Source organism: Achromobacter marplatensis, assembly GCF_002209535.1.
GTDB classification, from domain to species: domain Bacteria; phylum Pseudomonadota; class Gammaproteobacteria; order Burkholderiales; family Burkholderiaceae_B; genus Achromobacter; species Achromobacter marplatensis.
The window spans coordinates 66,078-81,718 of the sequence record NZ_NJIG01000022.1; the positions used below are offsets into that span (position 1 = coordinate 66,078).

Genomic DNA, 15,641 nt, shown 5'->3' on the forward strand with positions numbered 1-15,641 from the left:
GGGCAGTGAATCTATACGGGCGTGACGGCGCCGCGGCCAGAGAAGTGGCCTTCGATGTTCTCCAGGAAGATCGTGAATTGCGCGTCGATGGATTCGGGAGACCAGCCCGCCAGGTGCGGCGTCAGGATCAGGTTGTCCAGGCCGATCAGTTCGGTGGGCGGCTTGGGTTCGCTTTCGTAGACATCGATGCCTGCGCCCGCGATGACTCCTGTGGCCAAGGCCGATGCCAGCGCCGGCGTGTCCACAATGCTGCCGCGGCCCACGTTGACCAGAAAGCCCTCGGCGCCCAGCGCCTGCAATGCCGCTGCATTGATCGCATGGTGGGTGGATGCACCGCCGGGCGCGGCGCAGACCAGCACATCGCTCCATTCGGCCAGCGCCAGCAGGCTGTCGAAGTACTGGTAGGGCGACCCGGCCTTGGGGTTGCGGTTGTGGTAGCCGATCGGCATGCGGAACGCGCTGGCGCGCGTGGCCAGCTTTTCGCCGATGGCGCCCATGCCGAAGATGCCCAGCCGCTTGCCCGAGACATTGGGAGGCGGCGTGATCGCCGTGCGCCACACCCCGTCGCGGCAAAGCTGGTCCAGCTTGCGGAAATTGCGCATGCAGGCAATCACCAGGCCCATCGCGTGGTCGGCCACGCATTCGTCGTTGGCGCCGCGGCCATTGGTGACGACGATCCCGCGTGCGCGGGCGGCATCCACGTCCACGGTCTCGTGGCCGACACCCATGCATGACACCAGTTCAAGCGCCGGCATCGCGGCGATTTCGGCGGCGGTCAGCCCGATGGTGCCGATGGTCAGCACCGCCTGAAAGCGCGAGGCGTGCGCGGCGATGGCCGCTTGCCGTTCTTCGGGCGTGGGCGCATAGGTGACGTCGTAGCGCTGCTTCAGGCTTTCCAGGTTGGCGGGCACCACGGGGCATAGGACAAGCAGGGATGTCTTCATTTCCGGTCTGCAAAAAAGGCAAGGCCGGGCGGTGCCCGGCGGAAGGTTTGGCTAGGGGAAAAACTATATGCCTTTTCGCACGACCTGTCCGCGTGGCGGGGCGTCGGCGTCAGGTCGCGAGCAGTTCCGTGTGGCGCGGCAGCCTGGACGCCGTCCAGCCCTGCAGGCTTTCGCGCAGCAGCGACACGGCGGCCCGGCCGCTTTCGTTCAGCCGCGTCGACGCATACATGCCGAACTGCGCGTTCAGGCTGGATGCGCCATCCGGCCCGATCGAGATGACGCGCATCGTGTCCGGCCGTATGCACTCAGTCGTCAGTACCGCCACGCCCAACCCATTTTCCACCGCCGCGATGGTGGCGCCCACGTTGTGACTGGTCAGCGAGACCCGGAAGTCGCGTCCCGCCGCAGTCAGTTCATCGAACACCAGCCGGCGCCACGAGCAGGGCTCGGCATACACGATCACGTCCAGCGGCTGGTCGGGGCGCGGCACGTCGTCGATGCCGCACACCCAGTGCAGATCCACCGACCAGGTCTCGACGGGTTCATCCACAAAGGCGGCGCAGACGCCCAACGCCACATCCAGCGTGCCTTCCTGCCAGCGCGCAGCCAACCGTTCGCCGTCGTCGACCACCACTTCCAGATGCAGTTGCGGGCACGAACGTTTCAACCGGCCCAGGGCGGCCGGCAAGGCCGCTACGGCAACGTCTTCCGATAGCCCGATGCGCACGCTGCCGGCGACGGCACGCTCGCGCAGCCGAGCCGACGCCGCCTCGCCCAGCGCCAGGATGCGGTGGGCGTAGCTCAGCAGCAGTTCGCCTTCGGTCGTGGGCGACATGCCGCGGCCTGTACGGTGCAGCAACCGCTTGCCCACCATTTCTTCTAGCCGCCGGATCTGCGTGCTTAGCGCCGACTGCGCGCGCCCCGCGTGATCGGCGGCGCGGCTCAGGCTGCCATAGCGGCAAACGGCCACAAAGGTGCGCAGCAGGGCAGGGTCGAAATCACCTGACATTATCAATCCGTTAAGTCTGAATTATGAGAGTTCAGTCTACCTTTATCTCTTGCGGGTGCCTAGGATCGAGTTGTCGCTAACCGACTGACCCCATTCACGGAGATTTCCCCCATGTCTGCCCCCCAAAACCTGCGCGTCGTCCTGGCTTCCCGCCCCGTCGGCCGCCCCAAACCCAGCGATTTCCGCTTTGAACATGCGCCCATTCCCCAGCCCGGCGACGGCCAAGTCCTGCTGGAGACCCAGTATCTGTCCCTGGATCCCTACATGCGCTGGCGCATCAGCGCGGCCAAGTCCTACGCGCCGCCAATCGAGATTGGCGACGTGATCGTGGGCGGCACGGTCGCGCGGGTGAAAACGTCGCGCCATCCCGATTGGCGTGAGGGCGATATCGTCTTGGCGGAATCCGGCTGGCAACATTACGCGCTGTCTGACGGCACGGGCCTGCGTCGCCTGGACCCCGCCATCGCGCCGCCATCCACCGCGCTGGGCGTGCTGGGCATGCCGGGCCTGACGGCGTACGTCGGCCTGCGCAACATCGGCCAAGCCAAACCCGGCGAAACCGTCGTCGTCGCCGCCGCCAGCGGGGCGGTCGGCTCGGTCGTGGGCCAGATTGCCCGCATCCAGGGCGCGCGCGCCGTCGGCATTGCCGGCGGCCCGGAGAAGTGCGCCTTCGTGAAAAACGAACTGGGCTTTGACGCCGTCGTCGACCACCAAGCGCCTGATTTTGCAGAGCAATTGGCCAAAGCTTGCCCCGACGGCATCGACGTCTACTTCGAGAACGTCAGCGGCCATGTATGGGACGCGGTGGTGCCGCTGCTGAACAATTTTGCCCGCGTGCCGGTGTGCGGGTTGATCGCCAATTACAACGACGGCCCGTCCACGCTAAGCGGCCCGGACCGCCTGCCCGGCACGATGCGCGAGATCCTGGCCAAGAGCGTCACGCTGCGGGGTTTCATCGTGTACGAGTTCGCAGATGCGCAGCAGGACGACTTCCTGCGCCAGGCGGGGCAGTGGATCCAGGAAGGTAAGCTGCGCTGGCGCGAAGACGTGGTCGATGGCCTGGAGCAAGCGCCCCAGGCGTTCATCGGTCTGCTGGAAGGAAAGAACTTCGGGAAACTGGTGGTAAGGGTAGGGCAGTAGCGGTTTCCTGCCCCTTACGCTTCAGTCCGCCACGGCTTGCGGCGTCGCGCCTTCGGTTTAGGCACCACGCCCAACCTCGGGTCGCGCGCCAACGCAAGTTCGACAAGCTGCGCCGCGATGGTCTCGAACGACTCGTCGGTCTGGGGCAGATACAGCCACTTTCCGAGTTCCGGATGCGGGTTCAGGCTGGGTATATCCGCCATCAGTGCTGCCTGCCGTTCATGCGACGTGCACACCATGACGCCGTTCCAAGGCTCGTCCCGGTCGGCCACCACCAGGTACAGCATGTCGTCCAGGTAAGCGGCGTCGCAGCCGAACATCTTTCGGCGGACATAGTTGGCATCTTGCTCCAGGGGATCAAGGATCCACAGCAGCGAGTTCTGGCGAACGGCGCGCTGTTTTCTGGGCGGGGCGAAAGGATCGGGTGCGTTGCGCATAGGAATCTGGGCCTACTCCAGGCCGGGGTCGGCTTGAACCAAGTGCTTCCAGGGGAAGACGTTCTGGTCAAAATGGCTGACGTAGCCGCCTTGGGTCGCCTGTATCACCATGAATTGCAGCGACGGGCGCATGGCTCGCAGCGCGTGCAACTGTTCCAGGCTCAGGCAGGTGTTGCGCAGGCGCAGGCTATGCACGGGATCCAACGCGGCGCTGGCGAACAGCCTTTCGTAGGCGGCAAATGGCGTTACGGCGGTTTCAGGGCGGGACCGGGCCCAGGTGAACTGCAGTTCGCTGGACTCCGTGAAATCCAACAGCCCCAGCGTGGGCAAATTGCCCGAGGCTGCCAGGTTGTCGATGAAACCCTGCGTATCCGAGCCTCCACCGATCCGCATTATCGACAGCTGGGGCAAGGGCACCTGGAAGAACGTCGCGTCCGGCGCGTTCGGCACCACCAGATCGCTCAAGTAAGGTGCTTTGGCGGCAAACCGCGCGATCTCGCCGCCTTCCTCCATGATGCTGCCGGCCCGCACGATCATCGTCGTGTTGTGGTCCTCGGGGGCGGTCGGCCGGATCGACAAAAACCGCAATCGCGGGAATTGCACCCCGCTGTCCAGCAACGGCGTGAATTCCCACTCGCGCGTCCCGTTCGCGCCTTCATCGGGGCCGGTGAACGCCAGGGACACCAGCGTGTCGGCCACCTCTTGCCGGGCCAGGCATTCCAACGTCCACTCGAAAGGCTCGTCCCAGGTACCGCCGAAATACTCCACATGCAGGCCGCCATGCAACGGCGCGATCGTCAGATACTGATAGAGGCTCGTCCACAGCGGCAAATCCGGCTGGTCGATATCCGCGTCCAACTCGTTTGCGGCGTCAATCGTGAACGCATGAATTCGGCGCTGCAGCGCCATCAGGGCCTGATAGCCGGGCGTGGAGAACAGGGTTGTCATCTAGGCTGTGTCGCGGATGGGCTTGCAGGGGGCGGATGGCGGGAAAGCGGACGCGCCCGTCGCCAGGAAACCGCCAGTTTAGCGGCCCGCGGCGCAGGCAACGGGGGCTTGGCCCGCCGCACTGCCTATAATTCCCCCAATCCCCGCTTTTTGACGGCAACCCTGCCGTGCCTCATGTCCACCTCGCCTGTACGCGTGCTGTCGGTCATCCCGCCGATGACGCAGTTGAACACCCCATATCCGTCCACCGCCTACCTGACGGGCTTCCTGCGCTCGCGCGATGTCACCGCCTTCCAGGAAGACCTGGCGTTGGCGCTGGTGCTGCGCCTGCTGTCCACCGATGGCCTGCGCGCCGTCGCGGAGCGCATCGAGGCGATGCCGATCGCCAAGCACACGCCGCCCATCCAGGCCTTCGTGGCCATGCAATCGCGGTACCTGTCCACGATCGGCCCCACGATCGCCTTCTTGCAAGGCCGTGACTCCACGCTCGCGCACCGTATCGTCGGCCGACATTTCCTGCCCGAAGGCCCGCGATTCAGCTCGCTGGACGTCTACCTGGACGAAGAGGGCGGCGACCCCTTGGGTTGGGCCTTCGGCGCGCTGGGCCTGCACGACCGCGCCAAGCACCTGGCCACCCTGTACCTGAACGACTTGGCCGACGTGCTGCGGGACGCCATCGATCCGCGCTTCGAATTCGTGCGCTACGCCGAGTCCCTGGCAGGCAGCCAGCCCACCTTCGACCCCTTGGCCGACGCCCTGGCGTCCCCGCCGACACTGGTAGACGACACGCTGCAAGCACTGACGCGTGAAGCCCTGGCCCGTCACACGCCCACGATGGTGCTGCTGTCGGTGCCGTTCCCGGGCGCCGTCTACGCCGCCTTCCGCATCGCCCAAACCATCAAGGCGCAAGACCCCAACATCATCACCGTGCTGGGCGGCGGCTTCGTCAACACCGAACTGCGCGAACTGAAAGACCCGCGCGTCTTCGACTACTTTGACTTCGTCTGCCTGGACGCCGGCGAACGGCCTTTGCTGGTCCTGCTGGAACACGTGCAAGGCAAACGCTCGCGCCAACGCCTGGTCCGCACCTTCCTGCGCGACAAAGACTCGGGCGCCGTCCAGTACGTGAACCTGGTCGAACCCGACGTGGCGTTTGCCGAAGTGGGCACGCCCACCTGGGACGGCCTGCCGCTGGACCGATACCTGTCGCTGCTGGACATGCTGAACCCCATGAACCGCCTGTGGAGCGACGGGCGCTGGAACAAGCTGACCGTGGCGCATGGCTGTTATTGGAAGAAATGCAGCTTCTGCGACGTCAGCCTGGACTACATCGGCCGCTACGAAGGCGCATCCGCCTCCGTGCTGGCCGACCGCATCGAAGCCATCGTCCGCGAAACCGGGCAGACCGGTTTCCACTTCGTCGACGAAGCCGCACCGCCCAAATCGCTGAAAGCCCTGGCCACCGAACTGATCGACCGCAACGCCGGGATTTCCTGGTGGGGCAACATCCGATTCGAAAAGACCTTCAGCCCGGAGCTATGCGAACTGCTGGCCGATAGCGGCTGTATCGCCGTGTCCGGCGGCTTGGAAGTCGCATCGGACCGGCTGCTGAACCTGATGAAGAAAGGCGTGTCGGTGGACCAAGTGGCCCGCGTCACGCGCGCCTTCACCGACGCCGGCATCCTGGTGCACGCCTACCTGATGTACGGCTTTCCCACGCAAACGGTGCAAGACACCGTGGACGCGTTGGAATACGTGCGTCAATTATTTGAAAACGGCTGCATTCAAAGCGGGTTCTTCCACCGCTTCGCCTGTACGGTGCACTCGCCGGTGGGGAAGAATCCCGAAGAATACGGGGTGACGCTCAAGCCTCTGCCCGATGTGACGTTCGCCAAGAACGACATTGGGTTTCATGACCCGACGGGTGTGGATCATGATGCCTTGGGTCGTGCGCTGAAGAAGGCGATTTATAACTACATGCACGGCATCGGTCTGGAAGAAGACGTGCGGACGTGGTTCCCGTTCAAGGTGCCGAAGACGACGGTGTCGCGGAACAAGATTGCCAGGGCGTTGAGTCAGCAGGGGTAGGCAGCGTTCCTGCCTGGGCGATAACCCCTTGGATAGCGGTAGTGTCGTGCTTGCTGGCGTACAGGAACGGCAGGCGCGCCTCAAAACATAGCGCCGGGTATTATGGCGATCGACGTGTTCACGGACCAACTGCCCCGGTAGTCACAAGGTAGCTCGATGAGAAAACATATTGCACTGCTGGCGCTACCGACCGCGCTCTTGGCCGGATGCGGCCCGAACAAAATCATCGTGGATCTGCCTTCGCCCCAGGGCCAGTACCACGTTGAGGTCCGCAAATGCCCCCAACCTGGCTCCATGACTCGGACCGAGCAAACCCAGGTATCGGTCTTGAAGTCCGGCACCTCAGAGAATTGCCAGTCCGCGGTGAATGCGCTGGCGCAATTCAAATCTCCTTCGCCGGACGACCAACTACAGTTGGAATGGCTTTCCGATGCGGAGCTTAGAGCCTGGCATCCCGGCTTTGATCCCAAGTTCGGGCCGGCCTCCGCTTCATACAAGGCTGATAACCCGGTCAAGATCATATTTGCGCCGGCCAAATAATCAGCGCGTCGCGCGTTCGACAGGGGCGGGGGGGCTACGTCGACGGCTTAGCGTTGTCGCAATGGTTCCGGAACGCCTTCTCGCCCGCATCTGAGATTTCTACCCACTTCTGATCCGGCGGGGCGTCCGCGACGTAGCTGTCGTGCCAGTTCCACCATTTATAGTTCTGCGTCTGCGGATATCCCTCGGGTGAGTCCTCCCAGACCTCTTGCCGGCCCAGCGGCGTGATGTCCAGATAGTTCCACGTTCCACCCATCTGCTCGTCTCCCCGGTTATTCAGAAAGTACGTGCGGAACACACGATTGCCATCGCGGAAGAACACGTTCGTCCCGTGCCATTCGTCTACCCCAAAGTCTGCGTCGAAACTGTCGGTCAGCGTGAACCACGGCATGTCCCAGCCCATGCTTGCCTTCAAGCGGGCGATGTCGGCTTGCGGAGCGCGTGACACGAAGACCAGCGCCGTATCACGGGCGTTCAAATGCGCCAGATGCGCGACTTGATCGGCCACCATCGAGCAGCCACGGCAGGCGTGCCCGGGCCAGCCATAGACGCCAGGCTCGAAGAAGGCGCGGTAGACGATCAGCTGCCGGCGGTTGTCGAACAGGTCGGGCAGGGTGAGCTTGCCATTCGGGCCTTCGAAGACGTATTCCTTGCCGACGGGCGTCCAGGGCATGCGGCGGCGTTCGGCCGCCAAGGCGTCGCGGGCGCGGGTTTGGGCTTTTTCTTTCAGCAGCAGTTGCTGGCGGGCGGTTTCCCATTCGTCGGGGGTGACGATGGGGGGCGTTTGCATGGGGGCGGTGGGTTGGATGGGAGCGGTCATGGCGTTGATGCCTCCGAGTGTGGATACCTCTTGCTGGGAGGATCGAGGGATCGCGCGGCGGTCCGTCGTTGGATGATGCTGAGGGATAGTGTTGCACCGGGAGGCGGGCGGCGGGAGTAACAAATGTGGCGCTATTTCAGTGACTTAGCGGGCAGCCGGGGCTGGGTAGAGCGCGGATCTAGCGACCCTTTTGCCAAACGAACGATACTTGCGTCGTTCGCTGCAACGGCAAACCAATACTGGCAAAGCGCGCCTCGATACGCTCGCGCTCCCGTGCGTCAATGCGTTCTCCGAGGACCAATGGAAGCCGCCTGCAACGATTAAGGGCGTCCGCTACGCCGATCTGGAGCAGATCAGCCGTCGCGCGTGCCGCCGCAAGCACGTTGTCCATTGGGCACGACACCAGTTCAAGATCGAATTCAGCGAATAGGTCACGGGATATTCCCGGTGATGGCTGCGGCTCGCTGCCACCGCCATAAAATTCCCCGCGATCAAGAAACGCGTCCTGCTCAGCATAGTGTTCAAGCGCAGCCGCATAGTCTTCAAGCCGCGAAAGCGGTTGTTGGCGCTTCTGGACACTCAGCACGTCGGCGAAGGTGGCGGCCTCTAGGTAAGCCACCAGCCCGTGCGCAACCGCGAAGGCGGGCGGTTGCGCGCCATCTCCGTCAAGCTCGAGTTCCGTTTCGTCGTCCCTGGAAGACAAATAGATCTGGGCGTCGACCAGCGGAACCCCATCTGTCGCGTAGACCCAGCAATAGCGGTCCCACACATCCCTATCGTCGTGACACGCTGCAATGGCTTCGATGCTGTCGAGAAGGCTTAAACACTCACGCATGAAAATGATCTGTCCAAAGTAATGATGATGCCACCCTGTGGTTACACCATGCCGAAACAATGTGGCCGAGCCAGGGTTCCGCTGACCTGCAGCCCTAGTCTGACACCATTTTTTACCGACTTACCCAGCCGCCATGGTGATCGCGACCCGTACACTATCCGATCATCAAGGAGCGATATGTCGATGCAAACGTTGGGCCGTTACGGAGTGGTGCTGTTTCTTGCTGCGCTGAGTTCAGGGTGTTCTTCAGTCATTGGCGAGTGCGGACTTGTTCGCAGCAGCTGCATGTATGAGGGCCAGTACGAGCAGGGCGAGGAAGACTATGCCGAAGCGGAAGCGAAGCGCTTGAACAAGCAGTCGACGGATCAACTGCGCCGAAGCAATTGATACCCAGGCCGCGCCTGTCCCGCTTGTGAGGTCTTACTCTGACGCTTGCCAGTTTCGGAACTGTTCAAATAGGCGAAACCCAACACAAGTTTCACGTTCGGGTTGGCGACGCCGGTAGTAGCAATCCCAATAGCTGGTCATGCGTTGCTGCGCCAACGCCAGAAACGCAGGATTGTCTCTAAGCACCGCACCGTAGACGTGCTTGTCCAGCAAGGGCAAGCAGGTCTCGATTTCCTGCAGGATTTCAACGACGTATTCGCTGCAAAGCTGCAGCAGGAAAGGCGCAACCCAAGGCTTCGAAGCTCCAGCCAGCCGCCCAATCTGGCGTTGGCGCACGTGGCCATCGTGATGGCGCGACTGTATGCATGCGTAGAGCAGCGCCTGGGGTTCGTTCGACTGGGAAAACAGGGAATCGTCGCTTCGATGTTGAACGCGATAGGGCAGCGTCAATGATGCTTCCTGCACAACGACGGACAATCCGCGGCCGCTCATGACGCTGGGGCAGATGTGTTCGGCGATCAGCGCGACATCGGATCGCTGGTGCGAGGGGAATGCCGCTGTTAAAAGCGCCGTTTGCTCTGGAGAGGCCTTGTGCTGGCGAGAGGGCATGGTGGCAAATAAAGTGTCAGGCTGCAGTTTGGCATGGGAAGCTTAGGAAAAATTGCTGTCTGGCACCTATATTCTGTGAAGTGCCGCTCGCACCCGGTAGCCGGCTGCCGCAGGTTATCTATTGTCGAGGCCTTAAAGATCTGCCTCACTCAGACGCGGCTTCAGGGCTGCGGCGCGCGCGATGTCGGCGTCTGCTCCAGATGCGTCTCCCAGTTGCCGTCTGACCAACCCGCGACCCAGAAATGCTCTTGCGTCTTGGTCTTGGGCTAATACATGGTCGAAGTCGGCCAACGCGCTTTTGAGCTGTCCGAGCTTTCTAAGTACGTTGCCCCGGTTCGTATAGTTGGTGATGTTGTTGGGCTTAAGGCGAATGGCCTCATTGATATCCGCCACAGCTAAATCCAGTTCCCCCAATTTCTCATAGCTCGCCCCACGCATGGCATATAGCGCAGCGCCGTGATACACGGGGCCGCCCTTTTATTCGTCGATCAGGGCGGTATAGATGCTGGCGGCGTTCCGATAGTCTTTGTCTCGATCGTAGAGCCACGCGACCTGGAGGTTATCCATGCCGAGGTCATCCTCTTGCGTCAGGGCGGCAGCAAGTTGATAGTTGGATATCGCCAGTTTGGCATCTGTATCGTAGAAGTGGTCGCCCAGATAGCGGTACGCCGTGGGCTCTTTCGGGTCGGTTCTTATAGCTTCCCGATAACGTTCTACCGAGCGAGATGCCAAGACTGCTTGCTCGTCAGCGCTACCCCCGCTTGCCATGCGGGCATAGGCAAGGCCTTCGTGCGCAATTGCCCTGGCACGAAGCGCCGTGTCATTCCCGGCAGCCTCTCTTAGCTTGATGCAGGCGGCAACAGCAGCATCCAACGGGGTGCGGAAGGAAAAGCCGCAGTTGGCGCGCAGGTCAGCAAGGTTCAGCGGCGCGGCCACGACGGTGTCTGCGGCCGGTTGCGTGGGTTCCCGTGGGAGCGAGATGCCGGCAAGCGCGGTGGCTGCGATCAGAAGGGACGACGCACTGCTGGCGAAAGCTAAGGACAAGGTGCGTGCGTATTGCGTGGTAGACAAATGAACTCCTGGTCCTCGAGCTATAGAGTGAAACGACATAGTGATTCTGGTTGGCGATATCGTGCTATGCGTGATCCAAAATCCGCAAACCATACCTTGAATCAAGTCAGCTTAGATGTCGCTGGCATCATCCTCCACGACGCTGTTGAAACTGCATGGCGCGCCAAGGTAATAAGAGCATCCGGCAACATCTTCAAGCTTCATCTTGTACTTGTCCAGCTATGCAGCGCTGGGGCGGCCTGTTCGCCAAATTGCAGTCTGACACCATAAATTCAATTTGTTCAAGAACAGGGAAAACCTTGCGGCCATGAAGGGATAATCTTTCATGCTAGGGAAAACCCTTATTTTTATTTTTTAATCTTTTGGTAATATTTATTACAACCAGATGAAATCATCTGGGTCGCTTGAATTCGAAGCTGTCGTACGTTAGTTGCATAGGAAAGCCTGGGTTTTTCTTTCTTAGAAAAACGTTCTGTTTATTCAGAACCTGACCGGCAGGTCGCCAATGCGCCTCATTCGCGGGCCCCGCGAAATGGACGCCGAAGCGCAACTGCCCATAAGAGTCGATTGTTGAGCTAAAGAATAAATACCTGAGCCAGCGGCAAGTTTTTATTTCCTGTGTCTCCTAGAAAGTGTTGAGCCCTCGCCAAGGTTTTCTTGGCGGGGAAACTTTCAAAGGAGAAGTTTATGGCTAACAAGCCGAAAAAACGTACGAAACAGTGCTGCACTTGTGTGGCTAAGAGTTCAGAAACGAAATTGCGGGAGCAAAATCGTGGATCTTGCGGCGCTGGCTGCTGGCTCGGTGGCATGGCTATCTTCTTAAAGGTAGTTTTGGCACTGAAATCTTTGTGGATGGTTGCAATGCCTTGTTTGTGCACCCTGATATAAAGTAGGTATTTATTTTTCTATATGCATGAGATATGCGCGCTCAATATACAAAAAAACCTATCGGATCGCTGGAAGTTTTATCTCGAGCCCTCGAGATCGACTTGGGTGTTTTGATAAACACTGCAAATGCTATAGATCAACATTACCACGCACACCAGATACCTAAAAAGAAGGGTGGTTTCCGGACCATTAATATTCCTACGTTGCATCTAAAATCTATTCAAAAAAAAATAAACAGTAGGATTTTTAGCAATGTGGTTTATCCGGAATACTTGTTTGGTGGGATCAAGGAAAGAGATTACGTAAAAAATGCAGCTCAACATGCGGGTTGCAAGGCGCTGATCGCATTGGATGTTAAGGATTTTTATCCATCTATTAGCCTCAATGCGGTGAAAGATATCTTTCAGTATTTTTTTCGATTCCCTAGGGATGTTGCTGAACTTTTGGGAAAGTTATGCTGCCTTAATGAGCGTGTTCCACAAGGGGCGTGCACAAGCTCACATTTGGCTAATTTATCGTTGCAAGAGAATGAGTACCATTTTGCGCAATATTGCAAAAATAAGGGTTGGACTTACACTAGATTGCTTGATGATATATCTGTTTCGTCAAAAGAAGTATTCCAACAGAAAGACGTTGACGCCATTATTTCGAAGGCGAAGGCTGTGCTGGCCGGAGCAAGGCTGAAGCTCAATAATAAAAAAACGAGAATACTATCCAAGGCAAATCCAGTAGATTTAATGGAAGTTACTGGGCTGTGGCTAAATAGGGGTAGGCCGAGGGCCCATCGGTCGGATAGAAACGCGATTAGAAGCGAAGTCTATCAATGTGAAATTCTCGCGAAAGAGGGAAGGGAACGGAAGAAGTATCATGATTTTCATTCCCATGTTTCCGGAAGGGTTTCAAAATTAGCATATTTGGAGCATGCTAATTCAAAGCTTTATCGTGAGAGGTTGAGAAAAATTCTCCCTATATATGATGTTAATCAGGCTACGAATTTGTTGAGGCAGGCTGAGTATATTTCCAAGACAACCTTGAGTAACCGAAAATCGGTTGCCTACTACAAGAAATATCACATTTTGAAGCATAGGTTGAACATTCTTATGAGAACGGATCGCGGGCTTGCGCGTAGGATTCAGTCCATGCTTTCACTATGTAAACCCACCCTTCAATCCAGTGACATGTTATGACTGAGTCGAAATATAATGATAATGAGGTGGGAACGATAAAGTGTTTCTTCTCTCTGAAAGGGTATGGATTTATAACTAGGGATAAAGGCAAGGATCTGTTCTTTTTTTATAAAGACATAGTTGATGAAAGTCAAGTTTATGAGGGGGCAAAAGTAACTTTTCAAGTTGATGCGAACGAAGGTGGAAAGGGGGCGAAGGCAGTTAATATTGTTCGAATCGGTTGAGGATAGTAAACAGGTTACCGTTCCAGAGATCATGACTTTGCTTCCTGGACGAATTTGATGACCTTGTCGTGTGGCTAATAGAGTGCCTGTGCCGCATTTGATTTATCAAATTAAATTTCGAAGTTGGTTATATCGCTACTGTTGTGGCGTCGGCGTTGTACCTTTTTTTGATTGCTTCGATCCCGACGGAAATCAAACCGAACTGGCGGCGCCTACAATCTAGAGTGAGCCTATCCGCTTCCCGAGAGCGAAAGCATGCCCACCAGCTTACGCGCAATCCGTTCAGATATCACAACGCTTCAGGTGGATGCCATTGTCAACGCCGCAAACACCTCATTGCTTGGCGGGGGCGGCGTCGATGGCGCCATCATCGCGCTGCAGGGCCGGACCTTGTGCACGAATGCCGGCTGCCAGGCGGTTGCAAGAGCAATGCGAAGGTCATCAAAGGCTATCGTCTCCCCGCTCAATAATCATTCATACGGTGGGACCAGTGTGGAGAGGGCGGAGGAAGCGGGGAGCCGGAATTACTGTCCAGCTGCTATCGCCGCTGCATTGAGCTTGCGGAAGAATGAGCAATCGCTTCGATTGCGTTCCCAAGCATCAGCACTGGCATATACGGCTATCCCATCGAATTGGCGGCGGAGATAGCGATCAAAAACTCGCGTGAAAGCCTGTCGTGCGACTCGTCTGTTCAAGAGGTGGTCTTCTGCTGTTTTTCACTGGAGGACCTTCGCCAGTATGAGCGCCTATTGACTGGGCCGCTTGCATGACACGATGCGGGCACGCGGCCTTCAGGGCGCAGACATAGTCTTGCGGAACCTGTCGCAGGGCGCTCCTGGCCGCCCGGCGGGCCCGCCGTTGCCAGCTAAAATCTCGCTTCGCGCTGACTGCCTCCACGACTAGGCAACCTCGACGCGTTGTATTTGCACCGTCGCCTCGTGCGGCCACCGCGCTCACCTTTGAAGCACACATGAAAAATGCGTTGATGGCTACTCACCTGCGTCTGGTCGGCATGGCGGCGCTCTGGGGCGCATCGTGGTCGTGGGGCAAGGTCGTCGCCCAGTCGATGGCCCCGCTGGCCGCGGCCAGCCTGCGATTCCTGTTTGCCAGTGTGATGCTGGTGCTGTGGATGAATCGCGCCTCGGCGCTGCGGAGTCTGAAGTCACTGTCGCGCAATCAATGGCTCGGCCTGGCCGCCGCTGCGCTGGCGGGTGTCTTCGGCTACTCCAGCTTCTTCATGCTGAGCCTGCAACTGGTGCCGGCTGGGAAGGCCGCGATCGTGGTGACGCTGAATCCCGGCGCGACTCTGCTGCTGGCGGCGATTCTGTTCCGCGAGCACCTCAATCCCGCCATCCTGGCCGGCATGGTCCTGTCGGCCGTCGGCGCGTATATCGCGATCGGCGGCGGTAGCTCGCAGGCCAGCGATGGAACCGGCGTGGGCATCGGTGAATTGATGTTGCTTGGCTGCGTGGCCTGTTGGGTGGCCTACACCCTGATCGGCCGGCTGGTGCTCAAGGGCGTGGACGCCCTGACCACCACCACCGTCACCACCGTGATCGGCGCGCTGATGCTGCTGCTGATCAGCTTGATCGTGGAGGGCGTTCCCGCCTGGCAGAAGCTGGGGCAGGCGCCGGCCAGCGCCTGGGGCAGCCTGCTGGCCTTGGCGTTCGGCGCGACCGCGATCGCGTATGCCTGGTATTTCGAAGGCGTGAAGGCGTTGGGCGCCGGCGCGGCCTCCGGCTATATCACGCTCGTGCCTGTCTTCGGCGTACTGTTCTCCAGCCTCTGGCTAGGCGAAGCCACCCCCGCGAACCTGTTCATCGGCGCCGCTCTCGCGATCTTGGGCATGGCGATGATGCACGTCGGCCGGCGCCGCGCCGAACAGGCTATTGCGAAGAAGCCAAAAACCCTTCGATCAACCCGACCGTAGCGCTGGTGCTCTCTTCCATCAACCAATGCCCCGCATGTGGCACGACTTCTCCGCGCACATTGGGCGCCGCGTCGCGCGTGACGACCGCCATGTTGTCGCCGAAGGACTTCTCTCCGCCGAGGGCGAGGACTGGCATGGCCAGCTTGGTTTTGGAAAACGCGATGTTGTCGGCGAAATCGCGCTTGCAATAGTGTTGAACTGCGCGAAGGCGGCGCGCATGGCGCCGGCTTGGGAGTACAGCTTGGTGTAGTGGCGCCGTGTCGCTTCATCGATCTTCGAAGGCGTGCCCGCGAATTCATTCCAGAAGCGATCGAGATAAATGCGCTCCCTGTCGGCGACAAACCTCTCAAAATCGGGGCTCCGGCGTTGAAGCGCCACAGCGCGGGCCACAGAATGATCTCGTTCCATGGCACGATGCCGGGCACGGGCGCGTCCACCACCACGAGTTTTTCGACTTTGTCGGGACGTAAGCTCCCCCTTCAGGTAGACACCAACCGGTAGAATTTCGGAGCCTCCCTGAGTCGGAGATTCCCTTGAAGAAAAGCAGATTTACCGAGAGCCAGATCGTTTCTGTGCTGAAGGAA

At 59.4% G+C, this 15,641-nt stretch carries 17 protein-coding genes and 1 pseudogene; 9 read left to right on the plus strand and 9 right to left on the minus strand.

Features of this window, described 5'->3' with window-relative positions; genetic code table 11:
• Nucleotides 1-11 precede the first annotated feature (11 nt).
• Nucleotides 12-944, minus strand: a complete 933-nt coding sequence (locus CEY09_RS28680; protein WP_088591204.1) for a 2-hydroxyacid dehydrogenase — start codon at nt 942-944, stop codon at nt 12-14.
• Between the two features lie 109 nt (nt 945-1,053).
• On the minus strand, nt 1,054-1,953 hold the full coding sequence (locus tag CEY09_RS28685; protein ID WP_088591205.1) for a LysR family transcriptional regulator: 900 nt from the start codon (nt 1,951-1,953) through the stop codon (nt 1,054-1,056).
• A 111-nt stretch (nt 1,954-2,064) separates the two neighbouring features.
• Here CEY09_RS28685 and CEY09_RS28690 point away from each other — a divergent pair, with 111 nt between their 5' ends.
• Nucleotides 2,065-3,093 (plus strand): NADP-dependent oxidoreductase, encoded by a 1,029-nt coding sequence (locus CEY09_RS28690; RefSeq protein WP_088591206.1) that lies wholly within the window; start codon nt 2,065-2,067, stop codon nt 3,091-3,093.
• Between the two features lie 14 nt (nt 3,094-3,107).
• Here the strand turns inward: CEY09_RS28690 and CEY09_RS28695 are convergent, their stop codons facing one another.
• Both CEY09_RS28695 and CEY09_RS28700 read right to left on the minus strand, forming a co-directional pair.
• Complete coding sequence (locus CEY09_RS28695; protein ID WP_088591207.1) at nt 3,108-3,530, minus strand: hypothetical protein; 423 nt, start codon at nt 3,528-3,530, stop codon at nt 3,108-3,110.
• A 12-nt stretch (nt 3,531-3,542) separates the two neighbouring features.
• Nucleotides 3,543-4,478 carry a hypothetical protein gene (locus CEY09_RS28700; protein ID WP_088591208.1) on the minus strand — a complete coding sequence of 312 codons (936 nt, stop codon included), beginning with the start codon at nt 4,476-4,478 and terminating at the stop codon, nt 3,543-3,545.
• Between the two features lie 174 nt (nt 4,479-4,652).
• On the opposite strand from CEY09_RS28700, the gene CEY09_RS28705 reads away from it, so the two are divergent.
• Nucleotides 4,653-6,566 (plus strand): B12-binding domain-containing radical SAM protein, encoded by a 1,914-nt coding sequence (locus CEY09_RS28705; protein WP_175216783.1) that lies wholly within the window; start codon nt 4,653-4,655, stop codon nt 6,564-6,566.
• 156 nt (nt 6,567-6,722) lie between these two features.
• Nucleotides 6,723-7,106 (plus strand): hypothetical protein, encoded by a 384-nt coding sequence (locus CEY09_RS28710; RefSeq protein ID WP_088591209.1) that lies wholly within the window; start codon nt 6,723-6,725, stop codon nt 7,104-7,106.
• Between the two features lie 34 nt (nt 7,107-7,140).
• Here CEY09_RS28710 and CEY09_RS28715 read toward each other — a convergent pair whose 3' ends face one another.
• Nucleotides 7,141-7,926, minus strand: coding sequence for a DUF899 domain-containing protein (locus tag CEY09_RS28715; RefSeq protein ID WP_088591210.1), 786 nt, complete (start codon nt 7,924-7,926; stop codon nt 7,141-7,143).
• Between the two features lie 178 nt (nt 7,927-8,104).
• On the minus strand, nt 8,105-8,761 hold the full coding sequence (locus CEY09_RS28720) for a DUF7716 domain-containing protein (RefSeq protein ID WP_088591211.1): 657 nt from the start codon (nt 8,759-8,761) through the stop codon (nt 8,105-8,107).
• Between the two features lie 177 nt (nt 8,762-8,938).
• Between CEY09_RS28720 and CEY09_RS28725 the strand changes: the two genes are divergently transcribed.
• Nucleotides 8,939-9,148, plus strand: coding sequence for a hypothetical protein (locus tag CEY09_RS28725; RefSeq protein ID WP_035213300.1), 210 nt, complete (start codon nt 8,939-8,941; stop codon nt 9,146-9,148).
• A gap of 33 nt (nt 9,149-9,181) precedes the next feature.
• Here CEY09_RS28725 and CEY09_RS28730 read toward each other — a convergent pair whose 3' ends face one another.
• From CEY09_RS28730 to CEY09_RS28740, 3 genes are all read right to left on the minus strand, one after another.
• Nucleotides 9,182-9,757, minus strand: coding sequence for a hypothetical protein (locus CEY09_RS28730; protein ID WP_088591212.1), 576 nt, complete (start codon nt 9,755-9,757; stop codon nt 9,182-9,184).
• A 132-nt stretch (nt 9,758-9,889) separates the two neighbouring features.
• On the minus strand, nt 9,890-10,222 hold the full coding sequence (locus CEY09_RS28735; protein ID WP_143219586.1) for a tetratricopeptide repeat protein: 333 nt from the start codon (nt 10,220-10,222) through the stop codon (nt 9,890-9,892).
• Between the two features lie 12 nt (nt 10,223-10,234).
• Nucleotides 10,235-10,828 carry a hypothetical protein gene (locus CEY09_RS28740; RefSeq protein ID WP_088591214.1) on the minus strand — a complete coding sequence of 198 codons (594 nt, stop codon included), beginning with the start codon at nt 10,826-10,828 and terminating at the stop codon, nt 10,235-10,237.
• A gap of 920 nt (nt 10,829-11,748) precedes the next feature.
• Here CEY09_RS28740 and CEY09_RS28745 point away from each other — a divergent pair.
• From CEY09_RS28745 to CEY09_RS32205, 5 genes and pseudogenes are all read left to right on the plus strand, one after another.
• Nucleotides 11,749-12,903: a reverse transcriptase family protein gene (locus CEY09_RS28745; RefSeq protein WP_088591215.1), complete on the plus strand. Its 1,155-nt coding sequence runs from the start codon at nt 11,749-11,751 to the stop codon at nt 12,901-12,903.
• Entirely contained in the window at nt 12,900-13,127 is a 228-nt protein-coding gene (locus CEY09_RS28750; protein WP_088591216.1) for a cold shock domain-containing protein, read from the plus strand. The genes CEY09_RS28745 and CEY09_RS28750 overlap by 4 nt, the downstream gene beginning before the upstream one ends.
• Before the next feature lie 255 nt (nt 13,128-13,382).
• Nucleotides 13,383-13,897 (plus strand): annotated as a pseudogene (locus CEY09_RS28755) (O-acetyl-ADP-ribose deacetylase).
• Between the two features lie 215 nt (nt 13,898-14,112).
• Nucleotides 14,113-15,057, plus strand: a complete 945-nt coding sequence (locus CEY09_RS28760) for a DMT family transporter (protein ID WP_088591222.1) — start codon at nt 14,113-14,115, stop codon at nt 15,055-15,057.
• A 34-nt stretch (nt 15,058-15,091) separates the two neighbouring features.
• Nucleotides 15,092-15,307, plus strand: coding sequence for a hypothetical protein (locus tag CEY09_RS32205; RefSeq protein WP_158218687.1), 216 nt, complete (start codon nt 15,092-15,094; stop codon nt 15,305-15,307).
• Nucleotides 15,308-15,641 lie beyond the last annotated feature (334 nt).

What these genes read in the sequence shown, in the direction of transcription:
- CEY09_RS28680 (WP_088591204.1), bottom strand. Translation starts at nt 944, where the DNA reads ATGAAGACATCCCTGCTTGTCCTATGCCCCGTGGTGCCCGCCAACCTG.
- CEY09_RS28685 (WP_088591205.1), bottom strand. Translation starts at nt 1,953, where the DNA reads ATGTCAGGTGATTTCGACCCTGCCCTGCTGCGCACCTTTGTGGCCGTT.
- CEY09_RS28690 (WP_088591206.1), top strand. Translation starts at nt 2,065, where the DNA reads ATGTCTGCCCCCCAAAACCTGCGCGTCGTCCTGGCTTCCCGCCCCGTC.
- CEY09_RS28695 (WP_088591207.1), bottom strand. Translation starts at nt 3,530, where the DNA reads ATGCGCAACGCACCCGATCCTTTCGCCCCGCCCAGAAAACAGCGCGCC.
- CEY09_RS28700 (WP_088591208.1), bottom strand. Translation starts at nt 4,478, where the DNA reads ATGACAACCCTGTTCTCCACGCCCGGCTATCAGGCCCTGATGGCGCTG.
- CEY09_RS28705 (WP_175216783.1), top strand. Translation starts at nt 4,653, where the DNA reads ATGTCCACCTCGCCTGTACGCGTGCTGTCGGTCATCCCGCCGATGACG.
- CEY09_RS28710 (WP_088591209.1), top strand. Translation starts at nt 6,723, where the DNA reads ATGAGAAAACATATTGCACTGCTGGCGCTACCGACCGCGCTCTTGGCC.
- CEY09_RS28715 (WP_088591210.1), bottom strand. Translation starts at nt 7,926, where the DNA reads ATGACCGCTCCCATCCAACCCACCGCCCCCATGCAAACGCCCCCCATC.
- CEY09_RS28720 (WP_088591211.1), bottom strand. Translation starts at nt 8,761, where the DNA reads ATGCGTGAGTGTTTAAGCCTTCTCGACAGCATCGAAGCCATTGCAGCG.
- CEY09_RS28725 (WP_035213300.1), top strand. Translation starts at nt 8,939, where the DNA reads ATGTCGATGCAAACGTTGGGCCGTTACGGAGTGGTGCTGTTTCTTGCT.
- CEY09_RS28730 (WP_088591212.1), bottom strand. Translation starts at nt 9,757, where the DNA reads ATGCCCTCTCGCCAGCACAAGGCCTCTCCAGAGCAAACGGCGCTTTTA.
- CEY09_RS28745 (WP_088591215.1), top strand. Translation starts at nt 11,749, where the DNA reads ATGCGCGCTCAATATACAAAAAAACCTATCGGATCGCTGGAAGTTTTA.
- CEY09_RS28750 (WP_088591216.1), top strand. Translation starts at nt 12,900, where the DNA reads ATGACTGAGTCGAAATATAATGATAATGAGGTGGGAACGATAAAGTGT.
- CEY09_RS28760 (WP_088591222.1), top strand. Translation starts at nt 14,113, where the DNA reads ATGGCTACTCACCTGCGTCTGGTCGGCATGGCGGCGCTCTGGGGCGCA.
- CEY09_RS32205 (WP_158218687.1), top strand. Translation starts at nt 15,092, where the DNA reads ATGTGGCACGACTTCTCCGCGCACATTGGGCGCCGCGTCGCGCGTGAC.